This is a genomic window from Kitasatospora cystarginea (assembly GCF_039533515.1).
GTDB lineage: Bacteria > Actinomycetota > Actinomycetes > Streptomycetales > Streptomycetaceae > Kitasatospora > Kitasatospora cystarginea.
In genome coordinates this window covers 70,106-87,364 of the sequence record NZ_BAAATR010000026.1, presented here as the reverse complement: position 1 = coordinate 87,364, position 17,259 = coordinate 70,106, and the positions used below count along the sequence as shown (strand labels likewise).

The window sequence follows — 17,259 nt, the reverse complement described above, 5'->3', positions numbered from 1 at the left end:
CGTGGCCGCCGCCGGCGGAGAGGCGGCCGGGCAGCGGCCTCGGGGACTCGCCCCAAGACCGCTGTCCGGAACCGCGTTTCGGGCGGTCACGCCACCCCGTCCGACGGATGGACAGATCGCCGTCGTGGTCCGGAGACGGCGCCCCGGACGGGCGGCGGTGGTGGCCCGGCCGGTGTGCCCGGGAGAGGGTCAGAACGCCGAGTGCGTGAACCAGTGCGCGAGCAACTCCTCGTCCCCGGCCGTTTCGACCGCTTCGGCCGTTCGGTCCAGTCGGCCGTAGAGCAGCAGCAGGAGGTCGGCGGCGGTGGCGCGGACGGAGGCGTCGGGGCGGTCCGCTCCGGTGGAGCCGGCGTCGAGGCCGAAGCCGTCCGGGCGCAGCCGGACCAGCCAGTCGCCGTCCGCGTCGGTGCAGGTGAAGCGGATGGTCCGGTCCTGGCCGCGGAGTTGGGCGGTGCCGGGGGCGAAGGAGGCCGCGAACGGCAGGTTGACCAGGAACTCGTCCACGCCGTCCGCCGCGAGCGTGCGGTCGATCGCGGGGTGAAGCCCGAGGGCGAGCTCGGCGTCGGCCCGGTGCACCAGGGTCTCGAACAGCATCCGGCGGGCCCAGAACCGGGCGTGCTGGTCGGCTCCCCAGGCCCACATCGGCGTGTCCGGGTCGATGGTGGCGAACGCCTCGGCGGCCTCGACGGCGCTCTCGGCCAGCCAGTCGGGGTAGGCCGCGGGGTCGGTGGGCAGCTTGAGGTCGACGTCCCGGCTGCGCGGCGGCTGCTGGACCCGCTGCCGCAGCAGCACGGAGAACCACCGCTGCACACTGCCGGTGTGCCGGATGAGGTCGGTCAGCGTCCAGCCGGGGCAGGACGGTACGGGGGTCGCCGGATCGGCGGCCTCGACGGTGCGGACGAGATGGGCCGTCTCGGCCGCGATGGCGGCGCGGTGGTCCGGGGTGGTGCTCAAGGCAGGGCCTTTCCTGTTCCTCGGTTCGGGTGTCGGTGCGTCGGTTCGGGCGGTCAGCCGAGCGGCTTGTCGAGCACCGCCTTGGTGTGGCTGAACGTCTCGATGGAGTACTCGCCGTGGTATCGGCCCATGCCGCTCTCCCCGACACCGCCGAACGGCAGCTCGGGCACGGCGAGATGGGAGACCGGCAGGCCGAAGGCGAGTCCTCCCGAGGAGGTCTCCTCGGTCAACCGCCGCTTGGTCTCGGCCGATTCGGTGAAGGCGTACAGGGCGAGCGGCTTGTCACGCTCGTTGATGAACGCCACCGCCGCGTCGAGGTCGGGGACGGGGACGATCGGCAGGATCGGGCCGAAGATCTCCTCGCGCATCACCGGTGCGTCGGGCGCGACATCGGCGAGCACGGTGGGCGCGAGGTAGCGGCTTTCCCGGTCGTGCTGTCCGCCGGTGACCACTCGGCCGTCGTCGAGCAGTGCGGTGAGCCGGTCGAAGTGGCGCTCGTTGACGATCCGTCCGTACTCGGGTGCGATCGACGGGTCGTCGCCGTACAGCGCGCGGACGGCCTCGGCCAGGTGCGCTCCGAGTTCGGCGGCGGTGTCGCCGACGGCGAGGACGTAGTCGGGGGCGACGCAGGTCTGGCCGGCGTTCTGGAACTTGCCGCGGGCGAGCCGCTGCGCGGTGGCGGCCAGGTCGACGCCGGGTTCGACCACCGCCGGGCTCTTGCCGCCGAGTTCGAGGGTGACCGGTGTGAGGTGCCGGGCGGCGGCCGCCATCACGATCCGGCCGACCGTGCCGTTGCCGGTGTAGAAGATGTGGTCCCAGCGCTGCTCCAGCAGGGCGGTGGTCTCCGGGACGCCGCCCTCGACCACGGCCGCGGTCTCCCGGTCGAGGTAGCGCGGCAGCAGCCGGGCCAGTGCGGCGGAGGTGGCCGGGGCCAGCTCGCTGGGCTTGAGCACGGCGGTGTTGCCGGCCGCCAGCGCGCCCACCAGCGGGGCGAGGGCCAGCTGGAGCGGGTAGTTCCACGGCGCGATGATCAGCACCACACCGAGCGGATCGCGGACCACCCGGGCCTCGGCGAGCCGGAAGGCGTCGGGCACGGCGGCCGGGCGCGGGCTCAGCCACTGCGCCAAGTTGGCCACGGTGTGGTCGAGTTCGTTGAGGGTGAAGCCGATCTCGGTGCGGTACGCCTCCTCGGGGCCCTTGCCCAGGTCGGCGTGGAGAGCGGCGAGCAGGGTGTCCTGCTGCTCGGTGAGCAGTGCACGCACCGCGGCGAGCTGCCGCAGGCGCCACTCCAGCGGCCTGGTGCGGCCGGTGGCGAAGCGGGCCCGCAGCCGGGCCGCCACCGTGGTCGGATCGGTGGCCACGGCGGCCAGCAGCGTCCGGGCCAGCTCGGCGGAGGAGGCCGGGTTCTGGCCGGTGTGGAGGTTGCGGTCGACGACGGTGTGCGGAGCGAACGGCGCTGCGGCGACGAAGTCCGCGCCGAGTGCGCTCAGCCGGTCCTGGAGGAGCCATGCGGCCCGGTCGGCGAATCCGGCCGCGGTCTCCTCGGCGTTGCTGAACGCGGTCATCCGGTAGCCGGCGAACGTCGGGCTGCCGTCCTCGTGGCGGGCGGCGAGCAGGGCGGCGGGGGCGTGGCAGAGCAGGCCGAGGGGCTTGCCCGAGTCGAGGGTGCGGATGAGGATCCGGCCGGAGGTCTCGTTGCCGGCGAGGTCCTCCATCGGGCCGTGGCCGCCGGGATAGAAGACCAGGTCGTAGGCGTCCGGGTCGATCTCCTCCAGCCGGGCCGGGCCCTCGAGTCCGGCCCGGATGCCGTCCAGGTAGGCGGCCAGTCGCTCGGCCTGCGCCGCGCCTCCGGCGGCGGCCGGGGTGAGGCTGGCCGGGTCGACCGGTGCGGCGACGCCGCCGGGGGTGGCGATGGTGATCTCCAGACCTGCCTCGCGGAAGATCCGGTGCGGCTCGGCGAGTTCCTCGGCCCAGAAGCCGGTGGGGTGCTCAGTGCCGTCGGCCAGCGTCCAGTGGGTGGCGCCGGTGACGACGAACAGGGCGGAGGTCATGGCAGTGCTCCAGCAAGGGGTGCGACGGGGAGAGGCTTGATGACCTGGAAGGTTGAAGCCTTCAAGCAAAAGAGAAGGTAGGGCTCAAAGGTTGAGGATGTCAATCAAAGTCGCGTAGGCTCGCCGCATGAGCCAGCCCGAGCCGCCCCCGACGCCCGTCCAGCTGATGGACCGGCTCGCACACGCGGCTGCCGCCTACTACCGCAACTTCGCCTCCGTGGCGGCCGGGCACGGGCTCACCCTGATGCAGGGCAAGATGCTCAGCCTGCTGCGCCGGCCGATGCCCATGCGCACCCTGGCCGATCTGCTCACCTGCGACGCCTCGAACATCACGGGTATCGCCGACCGGCTGGAGGCGCGCGGGCTGGTCCGCCGCGAGGTCGACCCGGCCGACCGCAGGGTGAAGAACGTCGTGCTGACCGAGCAGGGGGAGGAGACGGTCCGGCTCATCAGGGCCGAGCTGATGACCGGCCTCACCGGCCTGGAGCAACTGGACGACGAGGACCGGCGCACCCTCGGCCGCCTGCTCGGGCAGGTCTTCCCGTAGCTGGTGGTCGGTCGGGTGCGTCAGAGTGGCGGTTCGGGGCCGCTCGGTCCGGCACTTCGCGGGGCGACCGGTCCCGCGGCAGGGGACGCTCGGTCCGGCGGTTCGAGGCGCCCGGGTGCGCCTGCCGGGGTGCGGTGGGCCGGCGCAGTCCTCGGATCAGCGCATGACGGAACGCGCGACCCGGAAGCCCACGTCGTCGACCTGGAAGCTCGGGTGGGAGCGGCGCCGCGCGGAGGCCCGGCAGCTCCAGTGTTCGTCGAACCAGCCGCCGCCGCGCAGTACCCGGTAGGTGCCGTAGACCGCGGGGTCGTAGAGGTCCCAGCACCAGTCCCAGACGTTGCCGAGCATGTCGTGGAAGCCCCACGGATTGGGCTGTTTGCCGCCCACGTCGTGAAGTCGCCCGTGCGAGTTGCCGCGGTACCAGGCGACCTCGTCGAGCGGTCCGTAGTGCGCTCCGGTGGTACCGGCGCGGCAGGCGTACTCCCACTCGGCCTCGGTCGGCAGCCGGTACCCGTCGGCGGACGCGTCCCACTCGACGGATTCGCCGTCGGCGCCGATGCGGTAGGCGGGCGCGAACCCGTCGTGCCGGGACAGCGCGTTGCAGAACCGGACCGCGTCCCACCAGGAGACGCCCTCGACGGGCAGCCGGTCCCCATGGGTGGTGCTCGGCCGCCTGCCGGCGATCCGTGTGTACAGCTCCTGGGTGACGGGGAAGGCCGCGAGCCGGTAGGAGGCCAGCTCGACCGGCCAACTGCGCTGCGTCCGCCGGTCCGACAGCGTTACCCGCCCCGACGGGACCGTGATCATCTCGATTCCTGCGCCAGCATCCACAAGCAGGTGATCCTAGCGGCAGCCGTGGCGGGCAACCGCGCCGCCGGGATGCCGGGCCGCGTGCGGCTACGGATGGAACTCGACTTCCGTGACGGGTACTTCGGCGAATGCGGACGATCCAGCGGGCCCGGAGAGCGCTGGCGCCCTACGTCAACCCCCGCTGTGGGATCGTCCGCTCCGCGCGCTCTCCTCGGCGTCCCCGGTCGAGATCCCGGTCAGGGCCCGTCTCGTCACCCGGCGCGGGTACCGGGAGCCTCGGTCAGGACCGGGGCCCGCCGGGCGAGGGCGGCGGCATCCGGGCTGCCCTCTGCCCACATGCCCGGTGCCTCCGGGCAGCACGACCCTCATCAGACTCTCCCCCCTCGAAGCCGGTCGGAATGAGCCCAACCCAAATCTGAACATGTTCAAAAGATGCTCCCTCGACCCTGCCGAGAGGCTCCGAGTCGATGACGGCCGGCGGAGGGCCGACCTCCTCGGCCGCAGAACTCCGCGTTCGCCGCCGCGTCGGGCAGGTCGAGGGTGGTGCCGTCCACCGGGATGTGCTGCACCAGGGCTCGAAGAGATGACTGCCTCCGCTCCTGGATTGCCCCCTTTAGGTGCCCGATGCGACCGACGGCCCCGGAGTCCCGTTTGTCAGACCCACCGGCTAGCGTCCTGCCGTACCTGGAAAGTGAGGAGTCGGCAGGTGGGGGAGATCAAGCGCGTCGCGATCGCGGCCGCGTACCAGCTGGCGGAGCCGTCGATGATCGACGTGCTGATGGAGCGGCTGCGTGACGAGACGCTGGACGTGCTGAGCCACGAGTACGAGTTGTCGCCCCGGCTGACGGACGCCGTCATCGCCTCCGGCGACCGGGCCCTGCAGGTCGCGCTGGCGGCGAACTCCTCCGGTGCGCCCGGTATGCGCAAGGCGCACCTGCGCCTGGCGCGCCTGGGCGATCCCGGGGTCGGTCGCGCGCTGTACAAGGCGAAGCGGTGGGCCGACAGCTCGCATCGGATCCGGGCCGCCGTGCTGGCCGCCGCCGATCCGGCGGATCCGGCGTGGCGTGCGTCGGGCGGACTGGTCGAGGAACTCCTCAGTCCCTCGGCCCGGCACGTGCTACGGCCGGCGCTGCGGGCGCCGTTCCCGGAGCTGGTCGTGCGCGCCCTGGGCGAACACGGCCGGAGCCTGCCGAGGGGGATGGTGCTGGCCTCCTGCCGGGACGTGCTCGCCCACGGCGGCCGCGACGGGCTCGCGGCGCTCGCGGACCACCTCGCCGAGCGGGACGAGCTGGGCCACCCGGGGCTCGTCGAGCTGCTGCGCCGGGCCGCGGCCGATCCGGACCCGGCGGCCGTGCTGCACGGTGAGCCCTCGGCGACCGACGAGATCACGGCGGAGGTTCGCACCGGTCCGATGTGGAACCTGCCGCAGGACACCGCGGTCGACTGGGACGAGGTGCGGGCCGAGCACCGCCGCCACCCGTTCTCGGTCGACGCGATCATGACCCTCAACCGGCTGCCCGGCTGCCCGCCGGAGTTGGCGGTCGAGGGATTCCGGGCCGATCCGGCCGGGACGATGGCCAGGGGCACCGGTCCGCTGCCGCCGTCGGTGCTGATCGAGCCGGATCTCGCCCTTGACATGCCCGGCTACCGCCTGAGGCAGGCTCTCACCACCGGTCTGACCGAGGGTTGGCTGCCGTGCACGTGGGTGCTGTCCGAGGTGCGGCCCGCGGCCCTCGCGCTGAGCGTCATGCCCACGGCCGGCACGGCTGGCGAGGACACCCGCGCGGCGGTCCGCGAACTGGTCGCCCCGCTCGGGGCCGAGCCGGCCGCCTGGATCGCGCTCTACCGGCGGGTCAGCCGGTTCCAGGGCACGGCCACCGCCCTGGTGGCCGCCGCCTGCGCCGAGGCCGGCTGCGGTGCGACAGCTTCCTGGCCCCGTCCGCTCAAGGCGGCCTTCCCCTCCCGGGAGCCGGAGGACGCCCGCCGGATCTTCCAGCTCCTGTTCGAACATGCCGAGCAGGACGCACAGGAGAGCCTCATCCCCTTCCTCGACGAACGGGCGATCCAGCACCTGCTCGTCTTCGGCCGCCCCGCGCGGCGGATCCGCGACCGGATCACCGCCGTCCACGGCAGGTCCGCACAGATCGCCCACGCCTCCCGCTGGGACCTCCCGAAGGAAGACGTCGAGGAGTTGCTGGAGCTCGACGACCCCGAGGTGAACGCGAAGCTCTACCTGTACGGGGCGATCGCCTTCGAGGAGCGGGTGCGGATCCTCGCCGGCCGGGGCCGTGGCGACGGCCAAGTCCCCGTCGCGCCCCAGCTCCTGGCCGACCTCGTCGAGGTCAAGGCCGCCCATCGCCGCGACTGGCTGACCGCCGGTCACCTCTCCGGCGATCCCGGGGTACTGAGGGCGACGCTCAGCAGGTGCAGGCTGCACACGGAGGGCGGCCGGCTGCGCACCCTGATCCACCTGTGGGAGCGGCACGGGCCGCAGGAGGTGGAGGCCTTCCTGGACGAACAGCACTTCCCGGGCCGCCGCAACTCCAGCCACCCGCTACCCGCCAGTACGCACCGGGGCGTACGGAAGGCGCTGGCCGCGCCCGACGGGTTGGCCGTGCTCCGCTCCCTGCTGGCGGCCGAGGAGGCACCGGAGCGGCTGGTGGCGCTGCTGCGCAGGACCGCCGCCGGCTCCGTCGCGGACCGGGTGCGCCACCTGGTGGCGGAGGGCACCCGACTGCCCTGGCCGCAGCTGATGTCCGCCCACACCGCCGAGCCGCTGCCCGGCGCCCAGCTGGCGGCTCTGGCCTCCGCGCCGGACTGCCCCCGGACCCTCCTCGTCGAGGCACTGCGCGCGCAGCCCCTCGCGCCCCGCGCCGAGGGGATGGACTGGCTGCCCCGGGCTCTCGACGACGGCCGGCTGACCACCGGCGACGTCCTCCGGCATGCCCAGCCGGCTTCCGCGGTGGTGGCCTTCCTCACCGCGACGGACATCAACTCCCGTCCGGCCAGGCCACGTTGGCGGCCACCTCACCGTGAGGCGGCGCGGCTCCTCCGGAGCCACCTGGGCGCCGATCCTCAGGCGTGGGCGTCCGCCCTCCGCCTGCTCCCCGACTTCACCGGCTCCCTCCCCGAACTCCTCACCGCCGCCGCCCGCCGACCCGGAACCGCCTGACACCTCGTCGGCACGCCAGAGCCAGTATTGCTCGCCGCTTGTCCGCCTCCGGTGGCTCGCGCTCTGCCGGTCTGCGCCAAGGCAGTTCGCACCCCGGCGGGCGGCGCCGGTCGGGGCCTCGCCACTCGGCCGCCCCGTACGCTGTCGCACATGGTGAAGTTGGAGCAGCTCCGGGCGGACCACGCGGACGTCCTGCTGGTGTTCGAGCAGGAGAACCGGGAGTACTTCGCACGGTCCGTGCCGGATCGCGGGGGCGCGTACTTCGCCGAGTTCGCCTCCCGGCTCCGCGCCCTGCTCGCCGAACAGGACGCGGGGCTTTGCCACTTCCACGTCGTCGTGGACGACCAGGGGGAGTTGATCGGCCGGGTCAACCTCGTGGACGTCGCGGAAGGGACAGCCGAACTCGGCTACCGGATCGGCGAGCGAGCCGCGGGCCGGGGCGCGGCGACGGCCGCGGTCGAGGAGGTGTGCCGGCTGGCTGTCGTGGCGTACCGGCTCTCCGTGCTCACTGCGGTCACCACCCTCGACAATCCGGCGTCCATGGCCGTCCTCAGGCGCAACGGGTTCACGCCGACGGGGGACATCAGCATCGGTGGGCGCCCGGGCATCCGGTACCGGCGCCCGCTCGCCGTCTCACGCTGACCGCCGACGGCCGGAGCGCACCCGATCAGGCCGCACTCCGAACGGCCAGGTCCGCCAGCCGGTCGGTCGCGCTACGAGGGTCGCGTCCAGCGCTTCGGGCGGGACGACCTCGTCGCACAGCAGCAGGACCGGCGGGCCGGTTACCTCGACCTGCTCACTGAAGAAGATCGTTTGCTGTGCCATCCGGCTTCCGGCCACCCGGCCCAGCAGCAGGTTCGCGGGCGGGGTTGTGCCCGCGGTGAGCGCGGGCGGGGAGAAGCAGGCGTCGACTCCGGCGATCACTCGGTCGAGAACGAGCGCGCCTGGGTGGGCTCGTTCCCGAGTCGTAGAGTCAGCGTCAACTAGCGCCAATTCACGGCTATCTGATACTGTCTCGGTCGAATCCTCGAGATGCCCGGGCTGATTTCCCGAGGCGCCGCGTGCGATGGGCTGCACAGCCCCATCCGTCCTTGGCGACTGCGCAGGCGAGCACATGTGAAGCCCGGCCCACCGCCATGCCGGCTTCGCCATGTCCCGCACCGACGGGAGCGAGGCCGGCGGACGTGCACCGGAGTTTCCCGGAGCACGGGAAGCCATGGTCGTCTCCGGACGACATCCCATCGCCTGCCGCCCGGTGGGTCTCGACCGTTCCACCCTCGGGGAGTTTCCGGCCCGGCTGGCCGCCGTGGCGGCACGGCGGCGCGGGCGGCGAGGGCGAGGACGCCCGGATCGCCGCGATCGTTCCGTCCGCCGGGATGGAGCGGCTCGCGTCGGCCGCTGCGGCAGAGGTCCCCGACGTCTCCGGGAGTGCGGACCTCGACCTCGAACGGCGGGTCGTTGTCCTGGGCGTGCATCAGGTCGAGGGGCTGGAGTTCGACTCCGTCGTGGTGGCCGGCCCCCAGGGGATGTCGGACGCCCCTCCACGGGGGTTCGGCGACCTCTGCGCGGCGTTGACCCGGATCGGCCGGCGCCTGCACATCCTGCATTCCGGACCGGTGCCGAATGTGCTGAAACACCTTTCTCGGTACGGCCATTGACAGCAAATCGGCATTGTGTCTATAAACTCGTATGACTTCACAGTCTCAGTCACAGAAAGACATCGATGATGAAGCGTCAACACCTCCCCAGGAAGGCCCGCTCCGTGGCATTAACGGATTCCGCTATTTCTGGTCGTCCCGCGTGGTATCCGGTCTCGGGTCCGCCGTCACCACCGTCGCCCTGCCCGTCCTGATCTTCCAGGAGAGCAGGTCCCCGCTGCTGGTCTCCCTGGTCTCAGCCGCCGGCACCCTGCCCTACCTGGCCTTCGGCCTGATCGCCGGCACGGTCGCGGACCGGGTGGACCGGCGGGCCCTGATGATCGTGACCGACTGGCTCAATGCCCTCTGCCTGGGCTCCATTCCGCTGGCCTGGGCCATGGGAGTGCTGACCGCCAGTCATGTCCTGGCGGTGGCGCTATTGTCGGCCAGCCTTTCCCTCTTTTTCGACGCCGGGGTGTACGGATTCGTCCCGGAGGTCGTCGGAAAGGAGAATCTGGCCCGGGCTAACAGTGCGATTTACGGCGCGGAAACGGTGGTAAGGATCGCCGGCAACGCCCTGGCGGGCGGACTCATCCTGCTGTTCCGGCCCGGTGGCACACTGGCACTCGACGCCGCGTCCTTCGCCGCCTCCGCCCTCCTCCTCCGGGCCATCGCCCACACCACGCCCAGCTCCGCGCCCTCGGCGGCCAGGCGGCCGGGACTCCGGGAGTCCGTCAGGGAGGGGCTCCGCTTCCTGTGCGGCCACCCCACGCTGCGGGTCCTGACGGTGGTCGGCACCCTCCAGTCGTTCTCCGGCGGTGCCATCGTCGGGCAGCTGGTCGTCTTCGCCGACCGGGTGCTGGGCATCCACGGATCCGACGGGCGGATCGGCCTGCTCTACATGGCCTGGAGTGCCGGAGGCATCGGCGGATCGCTGCTGCTGCCCCGGCTGCGGCGCCGCTTCGACGCCTACCCGCTGCTGCTGTGGGTGCTGCCCGTCGGGGCTCTGCTCGGCCTTCTCGTCGTCCTCACCTCCGACTGGCGCGTCGCGCTCGTGGCGCTGACGGCGTGGGGATCGGCGTACCTCGTGGTCCTGGTGAACACGATGACCTACTCCCAGGAGGTCACCCCGCCCGAGCTCCAGGGCCGGGTCAACACCACCCGCCGGATGCTCTCCTCGGGTCTGGGTGTCCCGCTCGGCGCGCTGGTGGCCAGCACCGTCACGGTACGCGTCGGCATCCAGTCCGGAATGGCCACTGCCGCCGTCGCGACCGCCCTGGCCGCGGTGATCGTGTGGGCGGTACGGCTGCTCCGGCTGCTGAGGCCGTCGGAGTCGGCCCAGGCGTAGCCGGCGCCGCGGGCCCGCCCGGCCCGGCCGCCGGGCAGGGCCGGCCCGCACACCGGGCCGCGGCCGCTCGTCGGTGTCCATCCCCGCCACTGGCGGTGAATTCCCTTGTGTTGTCGGCGAGTTGGGCGAAGCTGATCCCACTTGTCATGGCGACCAGCGTGTAGGACAGGAGTGGTCCGCCCAGGCGTCGGACCACCTCGTACAGCGACTCCGCGCTCTGCTCGGCCACCCAGTCCGGGCTCGGGCACGACACCCCCGAGCGCGAGTCGCCGAGTTCGCAACTCCGGTCGGCACCCGGGCGGTACGGTTGCGGCAGCCCCGTGCTGACGACCTCCCTGCCGGCCTCCGGCAGCGGCAGACCGATGCCTGGACGCCGGTCGACCTCGACCGGAGCCGACCGGGAGGCGTACGCGCTCAGCACCGGCGCCCACCTGACACTCCCGCCCGAAGCCGCCGACCCCGACCCACCCCTCCCGTACCGACGAGCACCCTGGCCGGATTCCCATGACCGTCTCCATCGCCCTGCTCACCCAGGACCTGCGACTGCACGACAACCCCGTACTGCGCGCCGCCTGCCACGAAGCCGACGAGGTCGTACCGCTGTTCGTCCTCGACCCCGACATCGAAGCCGCAGGCTTCGCGGCTCCCAACCGGCTGGCCTTCCTCGCGGACTGCCTCACCGATCTGGACGGATCACTCCGGCGGATCGGAGGCGGGCTCGTGCTGCGCCGAGGCCGCTCGGCGACCGAGACCGCGAGGCTGGCCGACGAACTCTGCGCGGGTTCGGTACACGTCGCGGCGGGAGTGAGCGCCTTCGCCGGGCGCCGCGAGCGCGAGTTGCGCCGGCACCTGGGCGACCGCCTGCACGTCCACGACGAATCGCTCACCGTCGTCCCGCCCGGTGAGCTCACTCCGGCCGGCAAGGACCACTACGCCGTCTTCACCCCGTACTTCCGTGTCTGGCGGCAGGCCGGCGAACGCCCGCCCCACCGTGCGCCGGTGGCCCTGCGTACGCCCGCCGGGATCGCGAGCGAACCCGTCCCCCGGGTGAAGCCCGACTCTCCCGGCCTGCCGGAGGGCGGCGAGTCGGCCGGCCGGCGGCTGTGGCGGGCCTGGAACGTCGACCGGTACGAGGAACTGCACGACGACCTCGCCGCCGACGCGACGTCACGGCTCTCGCCCTACCTCCACTTCGGCTGCCTGTCCGCCACCGAGCTCGCCCGGCTCGCCGAACGTCAGGGCGGGCCGGGCGCCGAGGCGTTCGTCCGGCAGCTGGCATGGCGGGACTTCCACCACCAGGTGCTCGCCGCCCGGCCGCAGTCGGCCTGGACGGACTACCGCGCCAAGCGGGACCGCTGGTGGAACGACGAACTCGAGGCCGAGGCCTGGCGCCAGGGCCGCACCGGTTTCCCGATCGTGGACGCCGGCATGCGCCAACTCGCCCACGAGGGCTGGATGCACAACCGCGCCCGCCTGGTGACGGCATCGTTCCTGGCCAAGACGCTCTACCAGGACTGGCGGATCGGTGCCCGTCACTTCCTCGCCCTGCTGGTCGACGGCGACATCGCCAACAACCAGCTCAACTGGCAGTGGGTGGCCGGTACCGGGACCGACACCCGCCCCAACCGGATCCTCAACCCGCTCGCCCAGGCGGACCGCCTGGACCCCGACGGGGCCTACGTCCGCCGATGGGTCCCCGAACTCGCCGACCTTCCGGGCCGAACTGTCCACCGGCCCTGGAAGCTGGCGCGGACCCCCGGTGGGTACCCGCAACCGATCATCGACCCCACGGACATCTCGACCCGCCTCCGTACCGGGCGCGGCCTGGACTGACCACACGTCAAGGGCGTGTGCAGCAGGGGCGGCCATCCGCCGTCAGGTCCGGGTGCGCCGATGCCGGTGGCACCCTCCGGCATCGGCGCGCTGATCCGGCGCACTCCCAGGGCCCGCAGCCGCCGCTCCAGCTCCGTGAGAAGGGAGCTGCCGATCCCGCGACTGCGCCAGCGGGCGGCCAGCGCCACCAGGATCACCCAGGCGCGCTCGGCCTGCGCCTGGGCCACGGCCATGCCCACCAGCTCGTCACCGACCACCGCGACCACGGCGGGCTGGCGCGCTCGCGCGGCGGCCATCACCTCGGAGACGGGGAAGACCGGGAGCGGTTCCTCGCTCAGACGGCTCTGGTCCCAGATCTCGATCGCCTGATCGAGATCGTCGTCGTGGAAATCCCGCAACCGCCAAGCCGGCATGGCCACCTCCTCGCCCACCGCCGCCAGGCTCCCACCAGCCGCCGAAGACGGCGACCACTCGGCCCGCGTCGGCTTCGTCAGGCTCTCTGCGATGCCCTGGAAGCTCGGTGGCGACGCTCCGCTGACTGCAATCACCCTGGTCGCCATCCGTGCCTGAACCATGACTACGGGTGACTCATCGCCCCCGCCGGCGCGTCGCCCGGGAACGGTCGGTGAGCCGAGAGTCCGGGCGTGCGGGGCCCGTACGGCACGGAGTGTGGCGCTGCATCGTAGGGCGCTCCGCATGCCGACAAGTTCTCCATGGCTGCCCGGCTCCGCAGGTGCCGATTGACAGACGGTCATCAATTTATCGGTTTGGATGGTTTTCGGGCGAAGACCCCCGAAAAGATGCGAAGATTCCCCTGCCCGGCCAGAGCTGACCGGGCGTTAGGGGAGATAACCACGTGAGGCGAACCATATTGAGCTCCGCTGTGGGCGTTGCGGTGACGGCGGTCCTGTCGGCCGCATCGCTCCCGTCGGCCTCGGCCGCGGATGCGGCCGGGACTGGCGGGACGGCGGACAAGGCGACCGTCGCGTCCTTCCAGCGGATGACCCAGGCCGTCCTGGGCCAGCGGACGGCAGCGCTCCTGGACACGGCCCCGGCGCGGCGCGAAGCCCTGCGGTCCGACGCGCGCGTCGGCCTGGCGGCCGGCCTGGCGCGGGCCGAGGACACCGCGGTCTCCTCGTTGCGGGACCGCAAGGCGCGACTGGCGGCCGCGGGGGAGGCGTACGGCGCCGGCAACACCCAGGTCTCCGTGGACAAGGTCAAGATCAGCGGCGGGCGGGCCGATGTCGAGGTCACCGAGACCACGACCCTGACCTACAAGAACGCCCACGGTAGCGAGCCCGCGACGACCGGCTTCCAGGCACACCACAACGTGACCTTCGCCGCCTCCCACGGGCGTTGGGAACTGACGGCCATCAAGAGCGAGGATGCCGGCGCCCCCGCGGTCAACGAGCCCGCCGCACCCGTGGCGAATCCCGTGGACGCCGATCCTCCGGAGGGGACCCCTGCCGCCACCTCCTGGCCGGCGGCGGCGCGCCCGAAGACCGCAGGGAGCAGCGGGTACAACTACGCGGCCATGGCGGCGTACGCGGAGAAGTACTGGAACAACTACAACCCCGCCTACCCGCACTACAACGGCGCCGGCGGGGACTGCACCAACTTCATCAGCCAGTCGCTGAAGGCGGGCGGCTGGAAGGACGCCCCCGGTGCCGACTCGGACTACCACAGCTGGTGGTCCAACTCCTCGGGCCAGAGCTGGTCCTGGGTGGGCGTCAACGAGTGGTCCTGGTTCGCGCTCTCCAGCAAGCGGGTGACGAACCTGGCGAACGTCTACCAGCTGGGCGTCGGCGACATCCTGCAGATGGACTTCGACCGTGACGGTTCCAAGGACCACTCCATGATCGTCACGTACCGGAGCCCGAGCGGCATGCCGTACGTGACCTACCACTCGAACAACACCTACCGCAGGTCGGTGGCGAGCCTGGTGATGTCCAACCCGAACGCGGTGTACTTCGCCTACCGCACCTGACGGTCGGTGCCGCAGGCCCTGCCGTCCGCGTCTGTGACGAGCGGACGGCGGGGCCTGCATAACCGCCTGTGACCGGCGGTGGGACCCGTTCCAGCCTGTTCCCGCGCCGACTTCCCGGCCCTCCAGACCGACTGACGGTGGGTCGGTCTACAGGATCACCTCAGTGTGGGCTTTGCAGGCATCTTGGCCGGACCTCTGGAGGGTGGCGAGCCAGTCGGTCAGCAGGCGGTTGACCTCCTCGGGCCGCTCCTGCTGGATCCAGTGGCCGCAGCCGTCCAGGAGGTGGGAGGCGGACAGGGCGGGCATGGTGGCGGGGTGGGCGTCGATGGCATCGGCCATCCAGGTGGTGGAGGCGTCCAGGGCACCGCCGATGAACAGGGACGGCTGCGTGATCGGGGCTCCGCGGTGCGGGGCGAGGTCTTCCCAGTCGCGGTCCATGTTGCGGTAGCGGTTGAGGGCGCCGGTCAAGCCGGTGCGCTCGAACTCCCCGGCGTAGACGTCGAGGTCGTCCTCGCTCAGCCAGGCAGGGAGCGTGCCGGCGGGGAAGCGGTCGCGCAGCCGGCCGCCGCGGGCGACGAAGTGCGGGTCGGGTTCGCCCTGGGCGGGCATGGTGTCGGCGGACAGGGCCGCGTAGAAGCCCGCGAGCCAGCCCCGGACGTCGGGCTCGATCTCCGCCTCGGCACGGCCGGGCTCCTGGAAGTAGGAGACGTAGAACTCCTGCTCGGGGCCGCCGATCTGGCCGAAGACGTCGGTGGGGCGGGGCCCGCCGGGCGGCGCGTAGGGGACGCTCAGCAGGGTGACGGCGCGGAAGACCTCGGGGTGGAGCACGGCGGAGGCGGCGGCGATGTTGGAGCCCCAGTCGTGGCCGACGACCACCGCGCTCTCCTCGCCGAGGGCGCGCACGACGGCGACGTTGTCCTCCACCAGGTCGAGCATCCGGTAGGCGTCGCTCGCGGCGGGCTTGGAGGAGCGGCCGTAGCCGCGCACGTCGATCGCCACCGCCCGGTAGCCGGCTGCGGCGAGGGCCGGGAGCTGGTGGCGCCAGGAGTACCAGGACTCGGGGAAGCCGTGCACGAGCACGACCAGCGGGCCGGCGCCCTGCTCGACCAGGTGCAGGCGCCCGGCCGGGGCCTCGACGGTGCGGTGGCGGAGTTCGGCGGACGGCTCGGGTTGCATGGGCTTCTCCTCGGTTCGCGGGCGGACGCGGGTACCCGTCGATCATGCGGCGCGGCGGCCGTCCGACGCGATCAGCGTTGCCATTCTGACAAACTTGCAGGAAGGGGCCAGGTCATCACGGCCGGAGAGGAACAGGGCGAAGTGGCGGACGACGACGGCATAGTGGACAAGCTGGCGGCGATGGGCCCTCGGCTGCGGACCGTGCGCGAGCACCGCGGTGCGACGCTCAACGGCGTCGGCCGGGCGACCGGCATCTCGCCGAGCACGCTGTCGCGGATCGAGACCGGCCGCCGCAAGCCCACCCTGGAAGTGCTGCTGCAGCTGGCGAAGGAGTACGGCGTCTCCCTGGACGAGCTGGCCGGCACCGCACCCGCGACGGTGCCCCGGCCTTCCGCGCTGCGGCGTTTCGGCGACGACAAGGCGGTGCTGCCGCTGACCCGGTACGTCGGCGGCCTCCACGCCCACAAGCACGTCCTGCCCGCCGTCGAGGAGCCGCCCGGGCGGCCGCGGCAGATCTCCCACGACGGCTACGAATGGCTGTGCGTCCTGTACGGGCGGCTGTGGCTCGCGCTCGGCGACCAGGACCTCGTCCTGACCGCCGGGGACGTCGCCGAGTTCGACACCCGCACCCCGCACGGAGTCGCGAATGCCGGCCCCGGCGGACCGGTCGAGTACCTGATCATGTTCGGGCCCCAGGGTGAGCGCCTACGGCCGCGCACCCCTCCAGCCGCTGGTCGCGGGGCACACCAGCCAAATCGCGGCCGGGCCGGTCACCAGACACAGCCGTGAGATCCGGAACTCGTCCCAACATGGGCTTGATTCGCTTTGGCGGACACTCCTGACCAGGGGGTACGGTCCCGGTGAGGATGATGTCCATCATGGAGAGCCGTGCGTTCGCCGCGCGGGGCGACGGGGTAGTGCTCGTCGGCGATCTGTGGACTGCCTGGGGTCGAGCGCGGATGGCAGGCGGCCTCGATCGTGCTTCGATCACCGCGCCGGAGCCGTCCAGCGCGTGGCAGGCGGCGTCGCAGGCCGCGCCGCGTGCGTCGGCGGCCAGGCCGCTGCCGGTAACTCTCGGGCCGTACGCTTGAATCAGCGGCAGAACCGAGCCGGGTCGATGGGGGAATGGCAGCCGTTCAGAACCGTTCCGTTGTGGGAGAGGGCCTCCGCTCCGCCTGCTTGCGACGGCGGTGCTCCGCGACGCGTGCGCGGGACGCGCAGGTGGTGGAGCAGTAGCGGCGAGGGCTGCCGGAGCCGATGCCGAGATAGAAGTTCCGGCAGTTCGGCGCCGCGCATGCGCCCCAGGTGATGCGGCCGTGTTCGCTGAGGATCTGGGCCAGGGCCAGGGCGCTGGCGGCCAGGAACCAGTCCGCCCAGCCTGCATCGTCACCGTGGTCCACGTGGAGGTGCCAGGGGTGACCGTCGTGACGGGACAGGCGGGGGGCGGCGGCATGCTCGGCCAGGAGGGCGTTGAGAGCGAGGGCGGCGCGGTCGGTGTCGGTTTCGGCCAGGGGCCCGAACATGCGGATCGCGGCGCTTCGCAGGGCCTGGGCATCCTGTTCGGAGAGCGCCGCTTCCGTCAGGTCATCCGGATGCTCGCCGTGGAGTGCGAGCAGGTCCGCGACCGCGCTGCGAGGCAGGTCGGGGTCGGAGCGCACCGCGTTGGCGATGTCGATCAGACGTTGCGAGGCCTGGAATCCCTGTTGCCGCATGGCAGTTCCTCCCGCGTTCCGCTTCTGGCGGC

15 protein-coding genes and 1 pseudogene are annotated in these 17,259 nt (G+C 72.3%); 9 read left to right on the top strand and 7 right to left on the bottom strand.

The window, feature by feature from the left end:
- Positions 1–189: 189 nt before the first annotated feature.
- Together ABD369_RS25830 and ABD369_RS25825 are read right to left on the bottom strand one after the other, a co-directional pair.
- On the bottom strand, positions 190–954 hold the full coding sequence (locus ABD369_RS25830; protein ID WP_344638936.1) for a maleylpyruvate isomerase family mycothiol-dependent enzyme: 765 nt from the start codon (positions 952–954) through the stop codon (positions 190–192).
- A gap of 53 nt (positions 955–1,007) precedes the next feature.
- Positions 1,008–3,005, bottom strand: coding sequence for an aldehyde dehydrogenase family protein (locus ABD369_RS25825; RefSeq protein WP_344638935.1), 1,998 nt, complete (start codon positions 3,003–3,005; stop codon positions 1,008–1,010).
- Positions 3,006–3,132: 127 nt separating this feature from the next.
- Between ABD369_RS25825 and ABD369_RS25820 the strand changes: the two genes are divergently transcribed.
- The gene (locus ABD369_RS25820; RefSeq protein ID WP_344638934.1) at positions 3,133–3,552 is read left to right on the top strand and encodes a MarR family winged helix-turn-helix transcriptional regulator; all 420 of its coding nucleotides are present in this window, start codon (positions 3,133–3,135) and stop codon (positions 3,550–3,552) included.
- Between the two features lie 156 nt (positions 3,553–3,708).
- On the opposite strand, the gene ABD369_RS25815 is transcribed toward ABD369_RS25820, so the two are convergent.
- A complete protein-coding gene (locus ABD369_RS25815; protein ID WP_425557765.1) occupies positions 3,709–4,359 on the bottom strand; it encodes a formylglycine-generating enzyme family protein in 651 nt (216 codons plus the stop codon).
- Positions 4,360–5,068: 709 nt separating this feature from the next.
- On the opposite strand from ABD369_RS25815, the gene ABD369_RS25810 reads away from it, so the two are divergent.
- Together ABD369_RS25810 and ABD369_RS25805 are read left to right on the top strand one after the other, a co-directional pair.
- Positions 5,069–7,534 carry a hypothetical protein gene (locus ABD369_RS25810; protein WP_344638932.1) on the top strand — a complete coding sequence of 822 codons (2,466 nt, stop codon included), beginning with the start codon at positions 5,069–5,071 and terminating at the stop codon, positions 7,532–7,534.
- 150 nt (positions 7,535–7,684) lie between these two features.
- Positions 7,685–8,176, top strand: coding sequence for a GNAT family N-acetyltransferase (locus tag ABD369_RS25805; RefSeq protein ID WP_344638931.1), 492 nt, complete (start codon positions 7,685–7,687; stop codon positions 8,174–8,176).
- On the opposite strand, the gene ABD369_RS25800 is transcribed toward ABD369_RS25805, so the two are convergent.
- The gene (locus tag ABD369_RS25800) at positions 8,168–8,458 is read right to left on the bottom strand and encodes a hypothetical protein (protein ID WP_344638930.1); all 291 of its coding nucleotides are present in this window, start codon (positions 8,456–8,458) and stop codon (positions 8,168–8,170) included. The genes ABD369_RS25805 and ABD369_RS25800 overlap by 9 nt on opposite strands.
- A 260-nt stretch (positions 8,459–8,718) precedes the next feature.
- On the opposite strand from ABD369_RS25800, the gene ABD369_RS25795 reads away from it, so the two are divergent.
- From ABD369_RS25795 to ABD369_RS25785, 3 genes are all read left to right on the top strand, one after another.
- Positions 8,719–9,192 (top strand): hypothetical protein, encoded by a 474-nt coding sequence (locus tag ABD369_RS25795; protein ID WP_344638929.1) that lies wholly within the window; start codon positions 8,719–8,721, stop codon positions 9,190–9,192.
- Between the two features lie 31 nt (positions 9,193–9,223).
- The gene (locus ABD369_RS25790) at positions 9,224–10,519 is read left to right on the top strand and encodes an MFS transporter (RefSeq protein ID WP_425557764.1); all 1,296 of its coding nucleotides are present in this window, start codon (positions 9,224–9,226) and stop codon (positions 10,517–10,519) included.
- Positions 10,520–11,023: 504 nt separating this feature from the next.
- Positions 11,024–12,352, top strand: coding sequence for a cryptochrome/photolyase family protein (locus ABD369_RS25785; RefSeq protein ID WP_344638928.1), 1,329 nt, complete (start codon positions 11,024–11,026; stop codon positions 12,350–12,352).
- Positions 12,353–12,498: 146 nt separating this feature from the next.
- On the opposite strand, the pseudogene ABD369_RS25780 reads toward ABD369_RS25785, so the two are convergent.
- Positions 12,499–12,585, bottom strand: a pseudogene (locus tag ABD369_RS25780) (hypothetical protein); the annotation flags it as partial.
- A 178-nt stretch (positions 12,586–12,763) separates the two neighbouring features.
- Here ABD369_RS25780 and ABD369_RS25775 point away from each other — a divergent pair.
- Both ABD369_RS25775 and ABD369_RS25770 read left to right on the top strand, forming a co-directional pair.
- The gene (locus tag ABD369_RS25775) at positions 12,764–12,922 is read left to right on the top strand and encodes a hypothetical protein (RefSeq protein ID WP_344638927.1); all 159 of its coding nucleotides are present in this window, start codon (positions 12,764–12,766) and stop codon (positions 12,920–12,922) included.
- A 286-nt stretch (positions 12,923–13,208) separates the two neighbouring features.
- Positions 13,209–14,339, top strand: a complete 1,131-nt coding sequence (locus ABD369_RS25770; protein ID WP_344638926.1) for an amidase domain-containing protein — start codon at positions 13,209–13,211, stop codon at positions 14,337–14,339.
- 147 nt (positions 14,340–14,486) lie between these two features.
- On the opposite strand, the gene ABD369_RS25765 is transcribed toward ABD369_RS25770, so the two are convergent.
- Positions 14,487–15,515 carry an alpha/beta fold hydrolase gene (locus tag ABD369_RS25765; protein WP_344638925.1) on the bottom strand — a complete coding sequence of 343 codons (1,029 nt, stop codon included), beginning with the start codon at positions 15,513–15,515 and terminating at the stop codon, positions 14,487–14,489.
- A gap of 180 nt (positions 15,516–15,695) precedes the next feature.
- Here ABD369_RS25765 and ABD369_RS25760 point away from each other — a divergent pair, with 180 nt between their 5' ends.
- Entirely contained in the window at positions 15,696–16,304 is a 609-nt protein-coding gene (locus tag ABD369_RS25760; protein ID WP_425557770.1) for a helix-turn-helix domain-containing protein, read from the top strand.
- Between the two features lie 347 nt (positions 16,305–16,651).
- Here ABD369_RS25760 and ABD369_RS25755 read toward each other — a convergent pair whose 3' ends face one another.
- Positions 16,652–17,227, bottom strand: coding sequence for a CGNR zinc finger domain-containing protein (locus ABD369_RS25755; protein ID WP_344638923.1), 576 nt, complete (start codon positions 17,225–17,227; stop codon positions 16,652–16,654).
- Positions 17,228–17,259 lie beyond the last annotated feature (32 nt).

Coding starts and splice junctions, on each gene's coding strand:
- ABD369_RS25825 (WP_344638935.1), bottom strand. CDS start 3,005: ATGACCTCCGCCCTGTTCGTCGTCACCGGCGCCACCCACTGGACGCTG.
- ABD369_RS25820 (WP_344638934.1), top strand. CDS start 3,133: ATGAGCCAGCCCGAGCCGCCCCCGACGCCCGTCCAGCTGATGGACCGG.
- ABD369_RS25815 (WP_425557765.1), bottom strand. CDS start 4,359: ATGATCACGGTCCCGTCGGGGCGGGTAACGCTGTCGGACCGGCGGACG.
- ABD369_RS25805 (WP_344638931.1), top strand. CDS start 7,685: ATGGTGAAGTTGGAGCAGCTCCGGGCGGACCACGCGGACGTCCTGCTG.
- ABD369_RS25790 (WP_425557764.1), top strand. CDS start 9,224: ATGACTTCACAGTCTCAGTCACAGAAAGACATCGATGATGAAGCGTCA.
- ABD369_RS25785 (WP_344638928.1), top strand. CDS start 11,024: ATGACCGTCTCCATCGCCCTGCTCACCCAGGACCTGCGACTGCACGAC.
- ABD369_RS25775 (WP_344638927.1), top strand. CDS start 12,764: ATGGCCACCTCCTCGCCCACCGCCGCCAGGCTCCCACCAGCCGCCGAA.
- ABD369_RS25765 (WP_344638925.1), bottom strand. CDS start 15,515: ATGCAACCCGAGCCGTCCGCCGAACTCCGCCACCGCACCGTCGAGGCC.
- ABD369_RS25760 (WP_425557770.1), top strand. CDS start 15,696: ATGGGCCCTCGGCTGCGGACCGTGCGCGAGCACCGCGGTGCGACGCTC.
- ABD369_RS25755 (WP_344638923.1), bottom strand. CDS start 17,227: ATGCGGCAACAGGGATTCCAGGCCTCGCAACGTCTGATCGACATCGCC.